General features: G+C 62.0%; 23 protein-coding genes, 1 tRNA gene and 1 pseudogene. 15 read left to right on the top strand and 10 right to left on the bottom strand.

The window, feature by feature from the left end; all coding sequences use genetic code 11:
- Positions 1 to 39: 39 nt before the first annotated feature.
- Positions 40 to 219 (bottom strand): hypothetical protein, encoded by a 180-nt coding sequence (locus JQ558_RS31750; RefSeq protein ID WP_212296253.1) that lies wholly within the window; start codon positions 217 to 219, stop codon positions 40 to 42.
- A 32-nt stretch (positions 220 to 251) separates the two neighbouring features.
- Entirely contained in the window at positions 252 to 395 is a 144-nt protein-coding gene (locus tag JQ558_RS31745; RefSeq protein ID WP_212296252.1) for a hypothetical protein, read from the bottom strand.
- Positions 396 to 1,206: 811 nt separating this feature from the next.
- Between JQ558_RS31745 and JQ558_RS31740 the strand changes: the two genes are divergently transcribed.
- Positions 1,207 to 1,515: a hypothetical protein gene (locus JQ558_RS31740; RefSeq protein ID WP_212272789.1), complete on the top strand. Its 309-nt coding sequence runs from the start codon at positions 1,207 to 1,209 to the stop codon at positions 1,513 to 1,515.
- A 115-nt stretch (positions 1,516 to 1,630) separates the two neighbouring features.
- Here the strand turns inward: JQ558_RS31740 and JQ558_RS31735 are convergent, their stop codons facing one another.
- Positions 1,631 to 2,173: a PRC-barrel domain-containing protein gene (locus JQ558_RS31735; RefSeq protein ID WP_212273157.1), complete on the bottom strand. Its 543-nt coding sequence runs from the start codon at positions 2,171 to 2,173 to the stop codon at positions 1,631 to 1,633.
- 305 nt (positions 2,174 to 2,478) lie between these two features.
- Between JQ558_RS31735 and JQ558_RS31730 the strand changes: the two genes are divergently transcribed.
- On the top strand, positions 2,479 to 2,706 hold the full coding sequence (locus JQ558_RS31730; RefSeq protein WP_212208233.1) for a hypothetical protein: 228 nt from the start codon (positions 2,479 to 2,481) through the stop codon (positions 2,704 to 2,706).
- Between the two features lie 158 nt (positions 2,707 to 2,864).
- On the opposite strand, the gene JQ558_RS31725 is transcribed toward JQ558_RS31730, so the two are convergent.
- Together JQ558_RS31725 and JQ558_RS31720 are read right to left on the bottom strand one after the other, a co-directional pair.
- Positions 2,865 to 3,041, bottom strand: a complete 177-nt coding sequence (locus tag JQ558_RS31725) for a hypothetical protein (protein WP_212208232.1) — start codon at positions 3,039 to 3,041, stop codon at positions 2,865 to 2,867.
- 101 nt (positions 3,042 to 3,142) lie between these two features.
- Positions 3,143 to 3,562 carry a DUF6766 family protein gene (locus JQ558_RS31720; RefSeq protein ID WP_212208231.1) on the bottom strand — a complete coding sequence of 140 codons (420 nt, stop codon included), beginning with the start codon at positions 3,560 to 3,562 and terminating at the stop codon, positions 3,143 to 3,145.
- A 226-nt stretch (positions 3,563 to 3,788) separates the two neighbouring features.
- Here JQ558_RS31720 and JQ558_RS31715 point away from each other — a divergent pair, with 226 nt between their 5' ends.
- The 4 genes from JQ558_RS31715 to JQ558_RS31700 all read left to right on the top strand — a co-directional run bounded on the left by JQ558_RS31715 (position 3,789) and on the right by JQ558_RS31700 (position 7,851).
- On the top strand, positions 3,789 to 4,034 hold the full coding sequence (locus JQ558_RS31715; protein WP_212208230.1) for a hypothetical protein: 246 nt from the start codon (positions 3,789 to 3,791) through the stop codon (positions 4,032 to 4,034).
- 1,233 nt (positions 4,035 to 5,267) lie between these two features.
- Positions 5,268 to 6,173: a ferritin-like domain-containing protein gene (locus JQ558_RS31710; protein ID WP_409363390.1), complete on the top strand. Its 906-nt coding sequence runs from the start codon at positions 5,268 to 5,270 to the stop codon at positions 6,171 to 6,173.
- A 21-nt stretch (positions 6,174 to 6,194) separates the two neighbouring features.
- The gene (locus tag JQ558_RS31705; protein ID WP_212296251.1) at positions 6,195 to 7,559 is read left to right on the top strand and encodes a hypothetical protein; all 1,365 of its coding nucleotides are present in this window, start codon (positions 6,195 to 6,197) and stop codon (positions 7,557 to 7,559) included.
- Positions 7,560 to 7,641: 82 nt separating this feature from the next.
- Entirely contained in the window at positions 7,642 to 7,851 is a 210-nt protein-coding gene (locus JQ558_RS31700) for a hypothetical protein (RefSeq protein ID WP_212296250.1), read from the top strand.
- 245 nt (positions 7,852 to 8,096) lie between these two features.
- On the opposite strand, the gene JQ558_RS31695 is transcribed toward JQ558_RS31700, so the two are convergent.
- Positions 8,097 to 8,190, bottom strand: a tRNA-Ser gene (locus JQ558_RS31695).
- Positions 8,191 to 8,760: 570 nt separating this feature from the next.
- Here JQ558_RS31695 and JQ558_RS31690 point away from each other — a divergent pair.
- Positions 8,761 to 9,117 (top strand): annotated as a pseudogene (locus JQ558_RS31690) (hypothetical protein); the annotation flags it as partial.
- On the opposite strand, the gene JQ558_RS31685 reads toward JQ558_RS31690, so the two are convergent.
- Positions 9,118 to 9,954 (bottom strand): tetratricopeptide repeat protein, encoded by an 837-nt coding sequence (locus JQ558_RS31685; RefSeq protein WP_212296249.1) that lies wholly within the window; start codon positions 9,952 to 9,954, stop codon positions 9,118 to 9,120.
- A 130-nt stretch (positions 9,955 to 10,084) separates the two neighbouring features.
- On the bottom strand, positions 10,085 to 12,334 hold the full coding sequence (locus JQ558_RS31680; protein WP_212296248.1) for a lytic transglycosylase domain-containing protein: 2,250 nt from the start codon (positions 12,332 to 12,334) through the stop codon (positions 10,085 to 10,087).
- 310 nt (positions 12,335 to 12,644) lie between these two features.
- On the opposite strand from JQ558_RS31680, the gene dapA reads away from it, so the two are divergent.
- The 4 genes from dapA (at position 12,645) to JQ558_RS31660 (ending at position 15,150) form a co-directional block, all read left to right on the top strand.
- Positions 12,645 to 13,535, top strand: coding sequence for a 4-hydroxy-tetrahydrodipicolinate synthase (gene dapA, locus JQ558_RS31675; RefSeq protein WP_212208222.1), 891 nt, complete (start codon positions 12,645 to 12,647; stop codon positions 13,533 to 13,535).
- 42 nt (positions 13,536 to 13,577) lie between these two features.
- Complete coding sequence (mscL, locus tag JQ558_RS31670) at positions 13,578 to 13,994, top strand: large conductance mechanosensitive channel protein MscL (RefSeq protein ID WP_212208221.1); 417 nt, start codon at positions 13,578 to 13,580, stop codon at positions 13,992 to 13,994.
- Between the two features lies 1 nt (position 13,995).
- Complete coding sequence (gene smpB, locus JQ558_RS31665; protein WP_027537130.1) at positions 13,996 to 14,469, top strand: SsrA-binding protein SmpB; 474 nt, start codon at positions 13,996 to 13,998, stop codon at positions 14,467 to 14,469.
- Between the two features lie 105 nt (positions 14,470 to 14,574).
- Positions 14,575 to 15,150, top strand: a complete 576-nt coding sequence (locus JQ558_RS31660; RefSeq protein WP_212208220.1) for a peroxiredoxin — start codon at positions 14,575 to 14,577, stop codon at positions 15,148 to 15,150.
- Here the strand turns inward: JQ558_RS31660 and JQ558_RS31655 are convergent.
- On the bottom strand, positions 15,147 to 15,803 hold the full coding sequence (locus JQ558_RS31655) for a uracil-DNA glycosylase (RefSeq protein ID WP_212208219.1): 657 nt from the start codon (positions 15,801 to 15,803) through the stop codon (positions 15,147 to 15,149). The two genes, JQ558_RS31660 and JQ558_RS31655, sit on opposite strands and share 4 nt — an antisense overlap.
- A gap of 113 nt (positions 15,804 to 15,916) precedes the next feature.
- Entirely contained in the window at positions 15,917 to 16,546 is a 630-nt protein-coding gene (locus JQ558_RS31650; RefSeq protein WP_212208218.1) for an NYN domain-containing protein, read from the bottom strand.
- Positions 16,547 to 16,897: 351 nt separating this feature from the next.
- On the opposite strand from JQ558_RS31650, the gene rpoZ reads away from it, so the two are divergent.
- The 4 genes from rpoZ (at position 16,898) to acpS (ending at position 21,095) form a co-directional block, all read left to right on the top strand.
- Positions 16,898 to 17,290 (top strand): DNA-directed RNA polymerase subunit omega, encoded by a 393-nt coding sequence (gene rpoZ, locus JQ558_RS31645; RefSeq protein WP_074276225.1) that lies wholly within the window; start codon positions 16,898 to 16,900, stop codon positions 17,288 to 17,290.
- A gap of 299 nt (positions 17,291 to 17,589) precedes the next feature.
- Entirely contained in the window at positions 17,590 to 19,881 is a 2,292-nt protein-coding gene (locus tag JQ558_RS31640; protein WP_212208217.1) for a bifunctional (p)ppGpp synthetase/guanosine-3',5'-bis(diphosphate) 3'-pyrophosphohydrolase, read from the top strand.
- Between the two features lie 30 nt (positions 19,882 to 19,911).
- Complete coding sequence (locus JQ558_RS31635) at positions 19,912 to 20,679, top strand: pyridoxine 5'-phosphate synthase (protein ID WP_212272803.1); 768 nt, start codon at positions 19,912 to 19,914, stop codon at positions 20,677 to 20,679.
- Positions 20,676 to 21,095 (top strand): holo-ACP synthase, encoded by a 420-nt coding sequence (gene acpS, locus JQ558_RS31630; RefSeq protein WP_212208215.1) that lies wholly within the window; start codon positions 20,676 to 20,678, stop codon positions 21,093 to 21,095. The genes JQ558_RS31635 and acpS overlap by 4 nt, the downstream gene beginning before the upstream one ends.
- The last annotated feature ends 20 nt before the right edge of the window (positions 21,096 to 21,115 follow it).

The raw sequence follows: 21,115 nt of genomic DNA, 5'->3' as shown, positions 1-21,115 counted from the left end.
CCTATCGACGGCTCAAAGGGCCGCCAAACTGAGGCGGCCTTACTTTCGTGGCCTGCCACGCTTTGCGAACGAAATCCCGCCAGCATCGGCAGCGTTGCGCAGCCGTCCGGCTTTTTTCAAGGCTTCCATCTTCGCTTGCCCGTTCGGCATGGTACGCGCCGCCTCCAAAGCTTCATCGGCTTCAGCATTGAGGTCACGGATGCGCAGGTCGCTAGCCATGGTCGTCCTCCAGCTGTCTGACCGCTCATCGCTCACTCGACTTCTGCAAGGCGATTGAGGGGTTCGTATAGACGATTGAAGACGTCGCGCTTTGCTCCATCCGTTGCCAAGCGGATCAGCGCGGCCTCGGCCGCATCCTTGCGAAGCTTTTCGACGGACGCTTGATAATCCTTCATGACTCTACTTCGGCGGCGGAAGGCCGGGCGAGCTGGCCCATTCGTTGAGGTGCGCCGCAGTATCGGCCAGTCCCGCCTTGCGAAGGAGTTCGTCTTTCTCAGCTCCCGGTTGAAGAAGGGAAGCCTTCTCTCGCGCGGCCTTGCCGTATAGCGCCAGCCGTTCTGAGAGGGATAATTTTTGTCGGATCCGACGCCGTTGGGGCATGGCGCGCTACTTTCCGTTTGTAGAAGGCGGGAGCGGGCGTTCTCATCACAGATGGAAGCCACGGATCTCGCAGTGACGAGCAATCTTGCGCCCCGCCCCCTTAGAACGCGAGCCGCATATATTTCGTTCCCCCTCGGGAACCACTTTAAATCAGCTCATCTACAAATGAGTAAGTGACCCTGTCCAGTTTCACCGGACGCTCAAGCGAACAGCTGCGCGCCAGCCGGCGTGAACTTCACATAGGCCGGATTCGTGTTTCCAGAGCCAACCGCGCTCGATTGCAAATGTGAGGCCTTCGCCGTACTCAGCCGGGCCGCCACCGTGGGCAAACAGGAACGGTCCCTCGATCTTCTCGATGTGGATGCGGCCAACGGCGTCCTTTGGGCTTACGGCATCCAAAGCAAGTCCAGCCAAAGGTGGCTGGCTACGCTGAGCACAAGCGAGCAGAAACGGCCCCAGCCTCGGGGTAGGACGCTGAGGCCGTTTCCATATGTCCGGTATCCGCCAGACGGACGTTCAACGCCGCTCATTGCCACCTGTTCCCGAATGCTGGAACGTAACCGCGTTCTCGCTGTTGTGTGCAGGGCAACAGCGTGGGTGCGGACGATGAAATGGATGCTCGTGGTCCTGGTCGGCGGCATTACCCCCGTGAATACAAACCTGGTGTTTGAGAAGTTCTCCGAGTGTCTGGCTGCGGAAGAACAGATGCGCAAGCACTATGCCGATGCATTCGAGGCCTGGGACCGAGGGGCTGCCATCAACTTCGAGCGTCGGCGGGAATATGCCAGGGCGCGCGATCTGCAGGCCAAACGGCTGCTCAGCAACGTGGGCACCTGTGTGCCCCGCGGGACCGGCGATCCGCAGCCCGCCGCGCCACAAACGTCGACGACGCCCCCGGCCAGCCCCCGAAGTTAGGGTCTTTCGTTAGCTGATAGGTTCCGGAGGAATAGCCGCATCGTGGCCGAAGTCCCCGCGTTGAGGTTATCGTTAAGAAAAAGGGGGCCCGAGATGGGCCCCCTCGCTTTCGACCTTAGTTGTAATCCGAATATTTGAACTGCGGCATCGCCTTGAGTTGCTCCTTGTTGCCGCTCATCACGGCATGATCGGGTACCCAATCATTGGCACCCGCCGTACGCGCGGGAGCCGTGGCCGGGGCTGTGGCCGCGCCGGTCGTGCTATCACGCGTCGTCGCCGGCGCGGTTGTCGTCGCCGGAGCGGTTGAGGCGGTCCGGGCGGGCTCTTCCATGAACTTCAACTTGTCCAGGGAAACGGCGATGTCGTGCTCGCCCATTCCAAGGAAGCCGCCGACGCCGATAACGACAGCACTAACCTTGCCGGTTTTGTCCAGGATGATCTCGTTGACATCACCCAGCTTCTCATTGGCTTCATTGTAGACGTCGAGGCCCATGAGCTTCGATGCGCGCCAGTTTCCCTTGAGCATCATCTTGTTGGAAGCCGCCGGGCTGGTGGTCGCGGCCGGGGCAGCGCGATCGCCGGGCTGGGCGGTCTGGGCATAGGCCGGGGCGCTAATAACGGCAACGCTCAAGAGAGCGGCAGTGACGAGAGTCTTCATTACATCCTCCAGGTTTGAAACAGTTCTTGGAGAACAGAACAGAAGATCAAATGTTCCGGCGGATCGAGGAAGATAGTCCACCACACACAATGCGGAGGGCGGTCGTCCGCAGGCCTTGCGCACTGGATCGGGAACAAGTGGCAATCGGCGAAGTTAGTCCACGTGGGCAAACATGAGGAGAGTAGTATGCCAGTTCTATTACTTTGGGCGGTGCCTGCCGTGATCTTCGTCGGCGGCGTTGGTTATTTCCTGGTCCGCACGGTGAACTAAACCGCAACCTGACTTGATCAATCTGGAGAAGCCCCATGAAGAAGCTTTTGCTTTCAAGCGTTGTCGTCGCATTCTCGGTCACTTCGGCCCTGGCGCAAACCACCGAGTTCTATGTCGTGAGAGACACGACGACCAAGAAGTGCACCATTGTTGACAAGAAGCCGACGACCACGACGACAACCGTCGTGGACAACGGAATATTTAAGACCAGAACCGAGGCCGAAACCGGCATGAAGACCATGAAGGTCTGCACGGAAAACTGATCTTGGCGAATTAGCGTATTCCCCCGATGGGCGACAATGCCTTCGCTTTGCCGTCCATCGGTTGTCTGCGTAACCCTGTCGAGCTTCGGCAGGGTTTTCCTTTGCCCGGCGTTTTTTTGATTTGCGGCGTTCCTTCAAAATCAATGCCGCGGAACGAGTTATGCCCACCGATCTTCTTCCCGGCGGTGCTCGTCTTCGTTCAATCGCTCCGCGACGTCTTCCGCGACCGCAGGCGTCGTGGCTTCAGCAATGTCCTCGCCGTCGCTTTTGATAATTTTCTTCTTGTTGGCGTGAACGGGGAAGTCATTTGGTTTCAAGCGCTCCGGATCAGCCATGGTGTCTCTCCCTCGTGTGGGGGGACAATCCGCGACGGCCGACCAGGTTTCAATGTGGGGGCATCGCCCCGACAGCTGCGGCAGAGCCGTTCAGACGAACGTCAACGGCGCTGCTCCAGCATTCGGACAAAGCGACGATCGGTATGCCGGCCCTCATATTCATCATCGATGCCTTTGATGAGCTGATCGCCCTTTCCGGGGTCGACTGCCAGCAGGATCGCATCGAGTTTCGCTTCCATACGATCATCGCCTTCCTTGGATTGGGGAGACCCGACGTGGAGCAGGATGGCGAGGCCTGCAACCTGCCAGAGCAGCTGCAGAAACTCGGACTGCCAGTTTTCCAGCGTGTCTCGCATCATCTCGATCGTATAGCCGCTGATCTCAACAGGCTGTTGAAGCGAGTGCTGTTCGTTCACGTAGGCGAACCAGCCAAATACCCAGTGGCCCGACAGGGTGATCACGAACAGCGCTCCAGTCACCCAGGCGAACCCGTATCGTTTCCAGATCGATCTGCGTTTCATCGTTGCTGACCTCCTTGCCGCCGGCTTTCGCATCGGCGCCACGGCTTCGTCAGGCAAAACGCCTTGCCGAGGTCTTCGTTCATCCAGCCTTCACCGGACCATGGGGGCCCGGAATGGCAGCACCCGGTGTGCGGCTTTCGTCTGATCCGAACGCCAGGAACTTATCCTCGCTTCCTCGCTTTTCCCTGCACGGTTCAGGCCTTTACCTGTTGGCCGCAGGACGTCGATGATGGAGAGCACTTTAGTCAGGCGCGACCAGTTCAATATTACTCCGCAAGGCATCGTCCATAAGCCGACCGACGCAGCCTTCACGCCATATCCGGGCGATCCCTTTTCTGGAATCGAGCGCTCAGGTCAACTCGCAAATAGACATCCGAATGGAAGCGGCTTCAGGGCTGAAGACGTCAGGCGGATGATGCGCGAGCTTTGGGCCGAATACGTCACGAGCAATCCGCAACTGTTTAACCTATGAGACGTCCGCGTGCCGGGCGGGATCGAGGTCGTCAAGGCGGGCTAACGGCACCGCCTGTAGAAAGTTTTGGATACGCCACCGCCTGGGCAGCTCAAGTTTCCGAAGACGGGCATTCGGAAGTGCTGATCAAGGATCTTCTCGGCAACATCCTCACGCATGCCGCGGTCACCTCGCTTGCGAATGGTGAGGATGGCTCGCGTCCCGCTGGCGATCCGGGGCAGGGCGCCTTGACGCCGGGCGCCTCGGCAGCGGTCGCGCAGGTGACGGTAAACCCCTCAAAGCGGTCCGTGAAGCCTGCAGAAAAAAGAACGGCCTCAGCGCACGGGGGAAGCGCGCCGAGGCCGTTTAGGGGTCCTATGTCCGTGTCCATCAGACGCGGGATAACGTCGAACATTGCCACTTGTTCCCGGACGGAGCCGAAAAATTTGCAGCATGCCCGGTGAGCCGAAGCAGCACTTTCAGCCGCTTGAGCCATTCCTGTAAAGTTTCGCCTGTAAGTTTCGCCTGTAAAGTTTCGCGCCGGGAACAAGATATATAAGAGTGGCTATCCCCGGGACCGAGGCTTTCCAGATCAAGCGCCTACGGTCAGGTCCGCTCGATCGGTGGCCGTGACCGCGGCCACTTGTTCAGCGCGTTCGCCATGGCTGTCCGTAACAAATGCGCGGCGCGCGCGCATGTTCCACCCTGGTCGGCAAGGCGACGGACAGCATCGCTCTGCGGGCTTGCCGCCAATCCGAATTGCAAGGCCGCCTTGTTTGGCAGCAACCGCGAAGTACCGGACCGATTGTCGCCCACCATGTAATCAACATTTAAAAATTAAAGGGCAAAGATTAATCTTTTAAATCAGAATAATAAGCGCGATGATTGTTCGCAGCGTTGTTTTTCGCAACGCGTTGCTAACCCTGACTTGACCCCCGCCGGAGATCCCATCCGGCGGGGTTTTTTCGTTGCCGCTTTCGCGACGTGCAATCGCCGGCTCAGTTTCGCTGCGGCTCACAGGCCCGCCCGGGCCGCTCCACCTGCGTGCCACCATTGGCTAAAACCACGAAGGCCGACTTTCGTGGAAGCGTCACGAGATCGTGCTGCTTGGCTTCCGGGCGGTTTGGAACCTGCGCCGTGGTCTCCTGTTGTGCGCTTCGAGCACCAGGCACTGGTGCCAAGGCCGCGCCCGTATGCGCCTTGGATAGCGATGAACAGTGGCGCGGCCCCTCTCAGAACGCAGGAGGTTACGCCATGGATGCCTTGCATATCTCCCGGCCTATTTCCCGCCGGCAGTCGATCGCCGGCCTATCGGTCGCAGGGCTCGCGGGATTGCTCATGCCGCAGGCCTATGCCCAGCAAAAGCGCGAGACGACCGGCGTTGGGATCGGTCAGAAAAGGGCAGCGATCGACGACGAGGATATTTTCACCTTCGCCCTGAACCTCGAATACATGGAGGCTGAGTTCTATCTGCGCGCCACGACCGGCAAGGGCATTAGCGACGCCGATGCCGGCATGGACGCCGGTAGGGTGGTGGGTGGACACGAGGCCCAGTTCAAGGAAAAGGCGATCCGCGAGTTCATCGAAGAGACGGCGGAAAACGAGCTGGCCCACGTTCGCTTCTACCGCAAGACGCTTGGCAGGAACGCCATATCGCGACCGGCGATCGACTTCGACGCCGGGTTCAAGGCCGCAGCTCAGGCTGCCGGATTGCCCGCCGATTTCGATCCATTTGCCGATGACATGTCGGTCCTGCTCGGCGGCATGCTGTTCGAAGACGTCGGCGTGACCGCTTATGCGGGCGCGGCGCCGCTGCTCAAGAAAAAGGAATTCGTGCAGGCGGCGGCCGGGATTCTTGCTGTCGAGGCCTACCACATGGGAATGGCCCGCTCCCAGCTCTACATGATGGGCGAGAAGGCGTGGGAAGCCGCCAACGCGATTTCCGATGCGCGGGATAAAATTGACGGGACCCCCGAGAAAGAAGACGAGGGGATCAGAGTCGACGGTAAAGCCAACTTTGTGCCTTCGACGTCAGATGCGATTGCCTTCCGGCGCACGCCGCAAGAGGTTCTGCGTATCGTCTACCTGACCGACAAGACCGGCGTTAGCAAGGGCGGCTTCTACCCGAACGGAATGAACGGAGAACTCAGGAGCACCTGAACGCGATACGCATGCTGGCGCATGGCTTCGGTAACGATTGCCGCCTTGATGGTTTTTCCCGCGGCGGCACAAGAACCGCGTGCGCTGCTCGACCTGCCGCAACTCGCCCCTTGCGGCGCAACATCACATCCGCGCCTGCCGGAGAAATGGCGCGGCACTTATCTGATGGCGCCTTTCACCAAGGCACAGCTCGTGCTGGCCGAAATCGTCGCTGACCTTACGCTTCCCGCGATGCGGGTAAAGCTTCATGGCGTCAGGCGCGGGTCGCTGGACCTGTTCGTTGCGGGCAACCAGACGTACGTCCTCAAGTCGGAAGGCGCCGCGAACAAGCAGTGCCGCGCTTTAGGCGAGACCGGCTGGCGGCCGCTTATGACAGACTGGCTTGCACCGCAGTCGCTGTGCGCCGGCTCAGCGCCGATTGGCGAGACGCCGGTTGAATGGTGGAAGACAGCTATCGCGCCAGAGCCCGCTAGCTATTGGCTCTGGTACAAGACGTCGGATCAAACGCCGTTCCGCCTCATATTTCCGTTTGCAAGTGATCGGCTTCCGCCGTTCAGCCGATATGCGCTCAGCTATCAGGTTCGATTCGAGACGCTGGACGAGACAGATCTCGCCGAGATCGCTGCCGCCTGCAAACCGGCCAAGCCGGCGATGGCAGCTAATCCGCCGCGTGTGTTGGATGGCCTGATCGATGCAATGTCGCAATCGCGCGAATTTGCCGAGGACGAGATCAAGCGGATCATGCCTGAACTGAAGGCAGATTGTGCGGCGGTCCCGTTTTCCGAATGGCCCGAGCAACTCGCGATCACAGGTCTGGTGACACCGTTCGATTCCGATGAAAATCCATACCCGACCGAAGTGCTGTATGACTGGACCATGCCGGCACAACGCACCCGAACGTTCGGGGAAGCGGAAGCTGGGATCACGGTTCAAGACTCGCTGCTTCTTGATCCGCAGGGGTACAACATCACGCACTATCGTGACGGGCCGCCGGTCTGCAGGGCGGTGCTGCCGGGGCCGATCCGCACCGATTGGGCCTCGCGCGCTCCCTGCGAGTGCGCGGCGACGATCGACGGCACGACCTCTCTGTCGCCTTACGGAACGGCTCGCATTCTGGTCTGTCCGCTCGCCAGTCCGCGCGTCGCCTGGAGCTGGCAGGCTCTCTCCGGGCGACCAACGGTGTTCATGGTGACTTCGTTACGAGGGGACGAAGGAAAACGCCTCTTCGCGGCACTCGACTATCGCGCGTGGCTTCCGGGCCATTCATTCTCGCGCTCCGTGTTTGACAAGCCACCGCAATGCGCACCCGCTGCAGCTTCACGGCCCACGCCATCTCCGTCGAGACGATGCTCCACATGCCACCTTGGCCCCGCGCCTCGGCGCTGATCCGCGGGAGGAGATAGGAACGCGGCGTGCGTTCGTTCGTTGGATCTTGGTGGGCATTTATCGGCTTCGAATGGAGAAGCAGATGAGAAAGCTGACATTGATCCTTGCGGCCACCGCCTGTGTAGGCCTTGCGGCGCCCGCGGTGGCCACCGAGAGGCTGCTCGCAGGGCAGGCCGGACCGCAAGTTGCGGACCTGAGTGGGAAGAGCACGATCGACGAATTCTCGGCAAAGAAGCAGGCAAAGGCGAAGAAGAAGAAATCTGCGACCAGCCGCAGTTCGTGGGGCGGATAGGCTTTGCTGCCCGACGCATTCAACAGGGCGCTGGTGCGACCAGTCCTTTATGATCGGGCTCGGCGCTCGTCGAAACGACGCGCCCTTGTTGATGAGACGCAAATGACGTCGGAGATCATCCGTCGAGCCGACGCAGATATCGCCGTTGCTGCGTTCAAGGAAAATAGACGTTCCACATGTGGCAACACCCTTCGCCCCGACGGTCTCCGGGTGGCCTGCCACCGGAAGCCCGTCAGGGCGAAGGGTGGCGGAGCCGGAGGGATTCGAACCCTCGATAGGGCTTTACAACCCTATAACGGTTTAGCAAACCGCCGCCTTCAGCCACTCGGCCACAGCTCCGTAAGGGCGGATATGCCCGACGCGGGGGCGGGCCGCAAGCGGCAGATTCAGGTTACGCCGGGGCCATTTATGGACGCTGCCGCCTACTGGCGCGCGCGTACGCCAATTCGCATCTGGCGGCGCCGGTTTGAGAGCTTCCGTGCGGCCTTCCGGGCCCCGAGCCGGCCAGGCGGCGTCCATACAATAAAGCTGGCCTTGAAGGCCTTGGGCCGCCGGTAACAGGGACATTTGCAATCCTGGGGGGCGTTTCGCAGAGCCGTTTGTGGCCGCAACCGTTCCGGTAAAACAACACCGCGGCCCCATGAGCCTTTATATGGCTGCGATAGATATATGGCGGCGAACGGGCATTACGGCGGTCCTTTCGCTGATCCTCATTTCACGAGTGTGACGGCCTGACGGGGATTCGGTGATTTTGGACGCTCGATTCGACGTCGCCCACGTGCGGGAAGAGGGAAAACCGCCCGCCGGCCGGCCAGCAACAATTCGGGGTCTAATGGAACTTTGAAAAATATCTATTTGAAACAATTGGTTACCAAGAAAGTCTGATCGCGTCTGCGTGTTTGTGCAACCGACCACTTCGTGGTCAAGTTCCACAATTTGTGGACCATCGAAGCCCCGGAAGGCTACTGCGTATTCTTCACGCATCCCGTCAATCGCTTCGATCTGCCTTTTACCACGCTGAGCGGACTGGTCGATTGCGACCGCTACAAGGACACTTGGGTGCACTTCCCGGCGCATTGGCATGACAGGGACTTCGAGGGTGTTATTCCGAAAGGCACGCCCATCGCGCAATGCATTCCCGTCAAGCGAGAAAACTGGAGCGCGCAAATTTCTTGCTTCACGGAAGAAGAAGCGCGGCGGGTTAGCGCTTTGCAGCACCAGATCAGACGCGAGCCCGGATTGTACAGACGGAATTTCAGGACGTAGCTACTCCGGGCGCTTCTCGCCGAGGAATTGCACCACCGCACTCCGCCGGAAAAAAAAGCGCCCATGTGAGGAAGCGGAAAGGGCGTAGGTGGCGCGGCCGAGCATCTGAGGGCGTCCGCGCATGACGGAACGCAAGGCAGCCTCGCCACCATCGCGCTCTCCCATCTCCAGCAGGCATGCGGCAAGGTTGGCGCGCGCCAACGCATCCTGAGGGCGCAGGCCGAGCGCGTGGCGGAAGGCATTGGCCGCCGCCGCGTATTCGCCGTCAAGGAGCAATGCCCGCCCGAGCTCTGTCAGGATGTCCGGGCGCCCCGGCGCTGCATCGCGAGCGACCATCAGAATTTCGCGAGCCCTTGCGCGATCATTGTCCTCAAGCAGCAGGCGCCCCAGGTCGAGTTTCAAATCGATGTTTGCAGGAGCCAATGCGAGGGCATCCTCGATGGTCCTGATCGCTTCGTTGAGTTGTCCGGCTTTGGAGAGCTGGCCTGCCAGTTCCTGAAACGCAGGCAAGTATGGCGGACGCCGCGCCGCGGTGCGCCGCAATTGATCGATACCGTCCGACGATCGGCGTGCACCGCACAACACGGCACCAAGCAAGGTTTCGATCTCTCCGTCGCTGTTACGGCGCATCATCCTTTCGAGCGGCATGATCGCCTCAACGTGACGATTTTGACCGATCAGGGCATGAGCCAGAACGAGGACCGCGCTCCTGTCGGTGCGGTTCGATTTCAGTATGCCGGAGACCAGCTGCTGGGCTCGATCGAACTGCTGCATCTGCAGCGCTTGTGAGGCCTGCTGCAGCGTCTGATCGCGGGAATTGTTCTGCCTGTTACTCACGACGTCGATTCTAAACCACTTCCCCCGGGCGTCCAACAACGTCTAGCCGGGATCTCCAAGGTGCTGGTTTTCTACGGCACCTCGATCCAACCGTCCGGGAATCCTGGCCCACAAAACCCGTGCGACGGCGCTACTCGACGCTGGAGCCGCGCCGCAAATCGGCTTCAATCTGAAGCCTGGTCCCGCCGCCGAACCGCGCGCGGTAGACTTGGAGGTTCTCCATGATCCGCTGCACGTAGTTTCGCGTTTCGGAGAACGGGATCTGCTCAACCCAGTCGACCGCGTCGACCTTGGGGTCGCGCGGATCGCCATAGCGCTCGATCCATTTTTTGACGCTGCCGCGGCCGGCATTGTAGGCCGCGAAGGTCAGGATGTACGAGCCGCGATAGTCCTCGAGCAAGCCGCCGAGTTCGGCGGCGCCCATCGCGGCGTTATAGACCGGATCGGTCTTCATCCGGTTGAGGTCGAAGCTGACGCCGGCCCGTTTGGCGACATAGCGCCCGGCATCCGGGGTCACCTGCATCAGTCCGTAGGCCTGCGCCGGGGAGACCACGGCCTGATTGAAGGCGCTTTCCTGCCGGCAGATGGCGTAGACGATGCTCTGCTCGACCTCGGGCCCGATCGACTTGAACGGCGGGATGCCGTTGACCGGATAGGCGTAGTGGTCGAACGGCAGGCCGCGATTGAGGGCGGCCTTGCCGAGCAGCAGCATGCCGCGGGCGTCGGTGTAGCGCGCGGTCAGCTCGCCAAGCCCGGCCAGCGCGTCGGGATCGCCATTCTCGCCCATGTCGCCGAAAATCGGGATGGCGAGCTCGCGCTCCTGGAGTTCATAGAGCAATTGCACCGCGCGCACGATCTCGAGCCGCTCGGCGCCGCGCCCGCGGGGAACGCCGTTCAGGTCGATCTGCGGCAATCCAAGTTTGGCGCGCGCCAGCTGGCCATAATAGCTGGTCGATTGTTCGGCGGCCCTTGTGTAGGCGGCGCGGGCCTCCTGGGCGCGGCCGGCGGCTTCCGCCGCGCGGCCTTGCCAATAGCCGGCGCGGGCCAGCGCGGTCGGGTTCATGCTGCCGACGCCGATCCGCGCGAAATGCTGGGCGGCCACCGCAGGGTCCTTCAGGAAGCGCAGCGCAATCCAGCCGGCGGTGAATTCCTGCTCGGTCTTGTAGATGTCGCGCGAGGGCAGGGCGGCATCCCGCGCGATCAGATAGGCGTTGCGATGCTCGCCGACGTCCATCATCTTGCGCGCCAGCAGCCGCCGCTCGACCCACCATTCGTTGAGATTGTGCAAGCGGCCCGGATCCTTCGGCGCGCCCATCATCAACTGGGCTGCCTCGGCAAATTTCTCCTCGCGACGCAGCAGCTGGATCCTGGCAAAGGTGTAGCCGGGATCGCCGTGCAGTTCGCGCGGCACCGCGTCCAGCAAGGCCCGGAGGTTCGAGCCCTTCCTGGTGGCGGCGATGCGCGCCTTGGCCAAGGCCATGTGGCCCGCACCCAGCCGTTTCGCGGCGCGCAGGCCGCCGGCTTCCTGCTCGGTGCCATAGAGCAGAAAATCCATCCGTGCCTTGTGATCGCCGGCCGTCAGCAGGGCGCCGAACAGATCGAGCGCGGTGTTTTCGGTGTCCTCCGTCATGCCGTCGTGCCGCCAGGCATCGCGCACCAGACGTTCGGCATTGGCGCGATCGCCGCGCCCTATCATCACCCGCGCCAGCGCGAACTTGCCCTTGGCCGAGATCGGCGATTCGTTTTCGAACCACGACCAGACCGTGGCGTCGTCGCGGCGGTCGTCCCACAGCGCGGCCTCGATGCGTCGGCGCAGGAAGGTCTGCGAGGGCCAGCTCGGATTGGCTGAAATGAAAGCGCGGTAGCGCTCGACGGAAGCGCCATTGTCGTCGCTGCGCAGGATCAGCCATTCCGCAAGCTTGCGGGCGACCGGATCTGATATGGCAGCCTGTGCCTGCGTCGCATCGCCGGGCTTGCGCTTGCGAACCAGCTCGATGACATTCTCCAGCGCGTCCTTGTCGGACTGCGAGGTCGACGACGTCGCGGCGACCGCCGCAGGGGTCACGTGTTTGCGCGCCGCGGGCAGAGCGGCGTGCTGGCGCGTCGCAGGCGCGAGGATCGGTGCTGGACCTGGCGAAGCGGGAGCCGTCGTTTGCGCTGCTGAATGTTGCGTCGGGATCGCAGACGTCGGGTTTGCCGTTGTCGGGCTTGCAGGTGTGGTTTTCGGAACGACGTTGCGGGCGATCGGCCGCGGCTTCGGCAACGGAACTTTCGGCTTGGCCCAGGCCTCCACAGAAACTGCGGAAAGCCCAACCGACAGCGCCAGACCTGTCGCCAGTGCGGTCGATCGCAATGCGGCTGCGCGGGCGGATCGGGTCACGAATTTCCTCTGCGGCGGCGAATCACTCAATCGCTCAAGCCTTAGGTCTATTTGATTGAATATGCGTACAAAATGCTAAAAACGTCGCGGCCGGGGGTGTTTGCGCCAACACCACGGCAAAATCGCGGCTACGGCATTTTCGAGCCGTCGGATTCGATCCGGGAACACTCGAGGCCTCGCGGCCGGAAAATGCGTCAAAAACAAAGGCCTGTGGTCATATCCTTCGGCCCTTTCGCCAGATCGCCAGACCCGATATGAATTGGCTGGTCATTTTTAGCGGTGCCGTCACGCGCGCGTTGGGAGGAAATCCATGGCAGCCAAGACAAAATTCCAGGGATCCTTCACCGCCTTGGTCACGCCCTTCAAGAACGGTTCGCTCGACGAGGCGGCTTTCCGCGGTCTCGTCAGCTGGCAAATCGAGCAGGGTTCGCACGGTCTCGTTCCCGTCGGCACGACAGGCGAAAGCCCGACGCTGAGCCATGCCGAGCATCACCGCGTGGTCGAGATCTGTATCGAGGAGGCAAAGGGGCGCGTGCCCGTCATCGCCGGCGCGGGCTCGAACTCCACGCGCGAGGCCGTCGATCTGGCTGTCCACGCCGAGAAGGCCGGCGCCGATGCCGTGCTGGTGGTCACGCCGTATTACAACAAGCCGACCCAGGAAGGCATGTATCAGCACTTCAAGGCGGTGAATGACGCGATCGGCATCCCGATCATCATCTACAACATCCCGCCGCGCTCCGTCGTCGATATGTCGGTCGAGACCATGACCCGGCTGTTCGAGTTGAAGAACATCGCCGGCGTCAAGGACGCCACCGCCAATCTCGCCCGGGTATCGCAACAGCGCCATGCGATGGGACCGGATTTTATCCAGCTGTCCGGTGAGGACATGACGGCGCTGGCCTACATGGCGGCGGGCGGACATGGTTGCATTTCGGTGGTCGCCAACGTGGCGCCGAAACTGTGCGCCGAGCTGATGACGGCCGTCCTGAAGGGCGACTACGCCACCGGACTGAAGCTTCAGGACCGGTTGGTGCCGCTGCATGATGCGGTCTTCAAGGAGCCGGGTCTCGCGGGAGCCAAGCATGGCCTCAAGCTATTGGGACGGCTGGAAGAAGAAGTGCGTCTGCCGCTGATGAATGTGACGCCGGCAACCGGCAAGGTGATCCGCGACGCCATGGTCCATGCCGGCCTGATCAACTGAGGCTGGCCTCTCACTTCGCCCGATGCACGAAGGAAACCGACTATGCTGAAGGAATTCCGCGAATTTGCGATGAAGGGCAATGTCGTCGACCTCGCGGTCGGCGTCATCATCGGTGCGGCCTTCGGCGCCATCGTGACCTCGCTGGTCGGCGACATCATCATGCCGGTCATCGGTGCGATCACCGGCGGTCTCGACTTCTCCAATTACTTCACCGGACTGTCGAAGGCGGTGACGGCGACCAATCTGGCCGATGCCAAGAAGCAGGGCGCCGTGCTGGCCTGGGGCAGCTTCATGACGCTGACGCTGAATTTCATCATCATCGCGTTCGTGCTGTTCATGGTCATTCGCGCCATGAACACCCTGAAGCGCAAGGACGAGGCGGCGCCCGCGGCGCTGCCGAAGCCGACGCGCCAGGAAGAGCTGCTGACCGAGATCCGCGATCTCCTCAAGAAGAGCTAACGTGGCCGAGAAGAACGAGCGCCCGATCAAGGTCGTCGCCGAGAACCGCAAGGCCCGGTTCAACTATGCGATCGAGGACACCATCGAGACCGGCATCGCGCTGACCGGCACCGAGGTGAAATCAATTCGCAACGGCAAGACCACCATTGCGGAGTCCTATGCGGACACCAAGGACGGCGAGATCTGGCTGATCAACGCCAACATCCCCGAATATCTGCAGGCCAACCGCTTCAACCACGAGCCCAAGCGGCCGCGTAAACTGCTGCTGCACCGCAAACAAATCAACAAGCTGATGGGCGCGGTCGATCGCGACGGCATGACGCTGATTCCGCTAAAACTTTATTTCAACGAGCGCGGCCGCGCCAAGCTGCTGCTGGCGGTGGCCAAGGGCAAGAAGCTGCACGACAAGCGCGAGAGCGAGAAGAAACGCGACTGGGGCCGGGAGAAGGGCCGCCTGCTGCGCGCGCGGGGGTAGGGGGCGAATGGCGAACAGGGAATGGCGAATGGTAAATTCGGCAGCTATCCCTTCTATTCGGTATTCGCCATTCGCTACTCGCCACCTTGAGGGAGCGAGCATTCAATGAATCAAAAAAATCTGCTCGAAGTCGACTGGAGCAAGATCCCGGCGCCGTCGGACGATGGCGCAGCCGCCCACCTTGTCGGCTTGGCGATCCCGCCGATCAGCCTGATGGCGACCGACGACAATTCGGTCACGCTGTCGGTGCTGCCGGGCCGGGTCGTCGTATTCGCCTATCCCCGCACTGGCGAGCCCGGCAAGATCAGCCTGGTCGACGATTGGGACATGATCCCCGGGGCGCGCGGCTGCACGCCGCAGACCTGCTCGTTCCGCGATCTGTTCGCCGATCTGAAGGCCGCCGGCGCCAGGCACGTCTTCGGCCTGTCGACGCAAAGCAACATCTACCAGACCGAAATGGCGTCGCGGCTGCATTTGCCGTTCCCGGTGCTGTCGGATGAGAAGCTGGCGCTGACCCGCGCCCTCGAATTGCCGACCATGGAGGTGGCGGGGCTGACGCTGATCAAGCGGCTGGCGCTGATCATCGATGGCGGGCGCATCAGCCACGTGTTCTATCCGGTGTTTCCGCCGGACCGGAACGCCGGCGACGTGCTGGCGTGGCTGAAGGAAAACCGGGTCTAGCTCTTATCCAGATCAGCGCGCACTTTCGCAAACACATTGCGAAACATTTCCGGCGTCAGCACCCGCGTATTGGTATTGTAGCGGGAGCAGTGATAGCTGTCGTAAAGCTTGATCGGGCCGGCACTATGCACGGCGCCGTGCGCAAACGACGCCGCGGCGCTGCGCAGGCCAAGCGCTTTCAGCGTCGATTCATGGGCGATCCTGCCGAGCGCCACGATCGCGCGAAGTCTGGGCATGCCGGCGATGGTCGTGATCAGGAATTGCCGGCAGGTGTTGATCTCGACCGGCAGCGGCTTGTTCTGCGGCGGCACGCAGCGCACCGCGTTGCTGATCATGCAGTCGACCAGCCGCAATCCGTCGTCGGGTCGCGCCTGGTAACTGCCTTTGGCAAAGCCATATTCCAGCAAGGTGGCATAGAGCAGGTCGCCCGCGTAGTCGCCGGTGAAGGGGCGTCCGGTGCGATTGGCGCCCTGCATGCCCGGGGCGAGGCCTACGATCAGCAACCGGGCTCTTGGATCGCCGAACGAATCCACCGGCGCATTGTGCCAGCCCGGCTCACGGGCACGAGCCTGGTCACGAAACTCGGCGAGACGCGGGCAAAGCGGGCAGTTGCGGTCCGGTCCAATAGCGGAAAAGGCGGCGGCGCTAGCCATTCATGACCATGGCGTTTTCAATGTGGGCACCGGTTCGCGTCAGGACGTCGCGACAAAAACAAAAGCCCGGTTCTGATTCCAGAACCGGGCTCTAGCAGTGCAGCGGACTATTCTCAATCTTCGAAATCGTCGTCGCCGGCCCGCGGCGCCATGGTGGTCGCGCGCTGCAGGAATTGCGGAGCGTGATGACGCGGCTCGCGCGGAGCGGGGCGCTCGGAGGGATCGCGGCCGAGCTTCGATTGCAGCTCGACCAGATCGGTGAAGACGTCGGCCTGGCGGCGCAACTCGTCGGCGATCATCGGCGGCTGGCTCGAAATCGTCGACACCACCGTGACGCGAACGCCGCGCCGCTGCACCGCTTCAACCAGGGAGCGAAAATCGCCATCGCCCGAGAACAGCACAATCTGATCGACGTGCTCGGCGAGCTCCATGGCATCGACCGCGAGCTCGATGTCCATATTGCCCTTCACCTTGCGGCGGCCGCTGGCGTCTATGAATTCCTTGGTCGCCTTGGTGACGACAGTGTAGCCGTTATAGTCGAGCCAGTCGATCAAAGGACGGATCGATGAATATTCCTGATCCTCGATAATCGCCGTGTAGTAGAACGCTCGCAACAGCGTACCGCGACTCTGGAATTCCTTGAGAAGGCGCTTGTAGTCGATGTCGAAGCCGAGTGTCTTTGCGGTTGCATAGAGATTGGCGCCATCGATGAAGAGCGCGATCTTGTTGGAAGCGGGTGACATCAAAGGGTTCTCGCGTTGTTGTTAACGTTTTTAGCGCAGCGGGAATCGACCGCGCGCACTTTCCAGGTCAGCTGTCTAAAGTTCGGTGAATCTTTCCCCACGACAATCACCACTGCAATTATGGTGAGGCGAGGGCGAAATACCTAGTCTTTTGACGTTGTAAGGAGAGAATACTTGTCCCGAACGGTGTCCCGCCGTCTTCGGACGCTCCGGCCTTCTGGCCCCGGGAATTGGGTTACCAGAGCCCATTAAGAAGGCAAATCACAAATTTAGTCTTGCGAAACGCCATCCGCCCCTATAACTAGCCCCTATAACCGACATATTGGGCCCCATTTAACGGAGCGACAGTCTATGGCGCGCGTCACCGTGGAAGATTGCATTGATAAGGTCGACAACCGGTTCGACCTGGTCCTGCTGGCAGCACATCGCGCCCGTATGATCTCGTCCGGATCACAACTCACAGTTGACCGCGACAACGACAAGAATCCGGTCGTTTCGCTGCGGGAAATCGCCGACTCCTCGATCTCCCCGGAAGACCTGCGCGAGGAACTGGTTCATTCCCTGCAGAAATTCGTCGAAGTCGATGAGCCTGAGCCCGATACCGTGCCCTTGATCGGCTCGGCCGGCGCCAGCGTCGATGCCGACGACACCGAGGTCGCGGTCGAGCGCATGACCGAGGAAGAGCTCCTGAAGGGCCTTGAGGGCCTGGCGCCGCCGGAAGAGCAGCCCGAAGAGGACGAATAGACCCGGCAACGGGACGTCCCGAACACCCTGATCTGACAGAGGCCCGGACATTTGTCCGGGCCTTTGCTTTTGTTGACATTTTTTCAGGTACGATGCGTGCTTGGCGGATGGGTGCGAGATCGCCTGAACCGGGTTGGCCGCAGCTTGACCCGGGTTCGGCATCACAATCGTTCCAAGCCATGCGAAATTGATCGCTTGCGGACCCCCAACGGGGTGCAGCTTCGCTCGAAATCGCATTAGTGTTCTTGAGGCATTCTTGCAGCGGGCCGAGCTCGGCGCGCGGATGAGGCAGTGATTCGATGGCGTTCTGGCGCCGCATATCCCGGCAAATGCAGGCTGCGACCGATTCGGTCGCGGTGGCGCCGGCCTTGCCCGCGGTGGAGCGGCCCAAATCCCCCCGCTCGCGCATGATGCGGCAATACGATCTGGTCGAGCGCGTCCGCTCGTACAATCCGGACACCGACGAAGACCTGCTCAATCGCGCCTATGTCTACGCCATGAAGGCGCACGGCACCCAGACCCGCGCATCGGGCGATCCTTATTTCTCGCATCCGCTCGAGGTCGCGGCGATCCTCACCGGCCTCAAGCTCGATGATGCCACCATCGTCGCGGCGCTGCTGCACGACACCATCGAGGACACCGAGGCGACGCGCGCCGAGATCGACAACGTGTTCGGCCACGAGATCGGCGCCCTGGTGGAGGGCCTCACCAAACTGAAGCGGCTGGAGCTGGTTTCGCGCGAGGCCAAGCAGGCCGAGAACCTGCGCAAGCTGCTGCTGGCGATCGCCGACGACGTCCGCGTGCTGCTGATCAAGCTCGCCGACCGCCTGCACAACATGCGGACCCTGGAATTCGTGCCGCACGCCTCGCGCCGCAGGATCGCCGAGGAGACGCTCGACATCTATGCGCCGCTCGCCGGCCGCATGGGCATGCAGGAGATGCGCGAAGAGCTCGAGGACCTGTCGTTCCACACGCTCGATCCCGAAGCCTATGCTGTGGTGATGCAGCGGCTCGACGCACTGGCCGAGCGTAACCGCAATCTGATCGGCGAAATCGAAAGCCAGCTGTCGAAGAATTTGCAGAAGAACGGAATCACCGCGCGGGTCTATGGCCGCCGCAAGCAGCCGTTTTCGATCTGGACCAAGATGGAGCGCAAGTCCGTCGGCTTCGAACAATTGTCCGACATCTACGGTTTCCGCGTCGTGATGGCCGACGTCGAATCCTGCTATCGCGCGCTCGGCGTCGTCCATACCACCTGGCCGGTGGTGCCGGGCCGCTTCAAGGACTACATCTCGACGCCGAAGCAGAACGACTATCGTTCGCTCCACACCACCGTGATCGGTCCCGGCCAGCAGCGCGTCGAACTGCAGATCCGCACCGAGGAGATGAACCAGATCGCCGAATTCGGCATCGCGGCGCATGCGTTCTACAAGGAGGGGGAGGGCTCGCCGACCGAGCGGCTCAAGCACGAGTCCAACGCCTTTGCCTGGTTACGCCACACCGTCGGCATTCTGTCCGAAAGCGCCAATCCCGAAGAGTTCCTGGAACACACCAAGCTCGAACTGTTCCACGACCAGGTGTTCTGTTTCACCCCGAAGGGCAAGCTGATCGCGCTGCCGCGCCAGGCCAACGTGATCGACTTCGCCTATGCCGTGCATACCGACGTCGGCAACAGCGCGGTCGGCTGCAAGATCAACGGCAAATTCGCGCCGTTGTCGTCGGAATTGCAGAACGGCGACGAGGTCGAGGTGTTGACCTCGAAGGCACAGGCGGCGCCGCCATCGGCCTGGGAGTCGCTTGCGGTCACCGGCAAGGCGCGGGCGGCGATCCGCCGCGCCACCCGGACCGCCGTGCGCGATCAATATGCCGGACTTGGCCGCCGTATCGTCGACCGCCTGTTTGCCCGCGCCAAGATCGAATACGCCGATGACAAGCTGAAGGGCGCGCTGCCCCGGCTGGCGCGCGCCTCGATCGAAGACGTGATGGCCTCCGTCGGGCGCGGCGAACTGAAGGCGTCCGACGTCGCGCGGGCGATGTATCCGGACTACAAGGAAGAGCGGATGGTGCGCTACGGGGCCAAGCGAAGCCTCGCGGACAAGCTGAAGCTGAAATCGCCGCCACATCCGGCGCGCAGCGCATCCGTGATCCCGGTGCGCGGCCTCAATTCCGACCTGCCGGTCAAGTTCGCCCCGAACGGCGGCGCGGTGCCGGGCGACCGCATTGTCGGCATCGTTTCACCGGGTGAGGGGATCACGATCTATCCGATCCAGTCGCCGGCGCTGAAGGATTTCGAGGAAGAGCCGGAGCGCTGGCTCGACGTGCGCTGGGACGTCGACGAGACGATGCCGCAACGTTTTCCGGCGCGGATTCTCGTGCACAACGTCAACGAGCCCGGCAGCCTTGCCCAGGTCGCCACCGTGATCGCCGAGCATGATGGCAATATCGACAATATCAGCATGTCGCGCCGCTCCCCCGATTTCACCGAGCTGACCATCGATCTCGAGGTCTATGACCTGAAGCATCTCAGCGCTATTATCGCCCAGTTGCGCGCCAAGGCCGTCGTCGCACGGGTCGAGCGTGTTAATGGGTAACGTCGCCCGCCAGGATTCCAAGAGAGTGAAATGCCGAAAGCTCTTCCGCTGCGCCTCGGGGTCAATGTCGATCACGTCGCTACCTTGCGCAATGCACGGGGCGGCGCGCGGCCGGATCCGGTGCGCGCCGCGCTGACCGCGATCGAGGCGGGCGCCGACGGCATCACCGCGCATCTGCGCGAAGACCGCCGCCATATCCGCGACACCGACATGACGCGCCTCAAGGCCGAAATCTCAAAACCGCTGAATTTCGAGATGGCGGCGACCGAGGACATGCTGCGGATTTCACTGGCGACCAGGCCGCACGCGGTCTGCCTGGTTCCCGAGCGCCGCGAAGAGCTCACCACCGAAGGCGGGCTTGACGTGGTCGGCCAGCACAATGCGCTGGCGCCGTTCATCGCGCGCCTGAACGATGCCGGCATCCGGGTGTCGCTGTTCATCGCCGCCGATCCCGCCCAGATCGAGATGGCCGCGCGACTCCGGGCGCCGGTGATCGAAATCCATACCGGCGGCTGGTGCGACGCCGTGGTGGATGGCCATGCCGCCAAGGCCGAGGCGGAATGGCAGCGCATCGTCGCGGGCGCGCGGCTGGCGCGCGCCGCGGGGCTTGAGGTTCATGCCGGCCACGGCCTCGACTATGACACGGCCGAGACCATCGCCGCGCTGCCCGAACTTGCCGAGCTCAATATCGGCTACTTCATGATGGGGGAGGCGCTGTTCGTCGGCCTCGGCGAAACCGTCCGCAGCATGCGCGCGGCGATGGACCGCGGGCGGCAGCGCAGCGTGGCTTCGACATGATCATCGGCATCGGCTCCGACCTGATCGATATCACGCGGGTTGCCAAGGTGATCGAACGCCATGGCGAGCGCTTCCTCGAGCGCATCTTCACCGATGCCGAGCGCGCCAAGGCCGCGCGCCGCGCCAACAACGAGAAGATGGTGATCGCGACCTATGCCAAGAGATTCGCGGCCAAGGAGGCCTGTTCCAAGGCCCTCGGCACCGGCATCCGTCAGGGCGTCTGGTGGCGGGATATGGGGGTGGTGAACCTGCCGGGCGGCCGTCCCACCATGAAGCTGACTGGCGGGGCGCTGGCCCGGCTCGAGAAACTGACGCCGGAAGGGTTCGAGGCCCGGATCGACCTTTCCATCACCGACGACTGGCCGCTGGCGCAGGCCTTCGTCATAATTTCGGCGGTCGTTCCGGGCAAATCATAGGGCAGGCGGCTGTTCGCGCC

It is taken from the genome of Bradyrhizobium sp. AUGA SZCCT0160, assembly GCF_018130105.1.
Lineage (GTDB): Bacteria > Pseudomonadota > Alphaproteobacteria > Rhizobiales > Xanthobacteraceae > Bradyrhizobium.
This window is presented reverse-complemented; position numbering and strand designations above follow the sequence as displayed.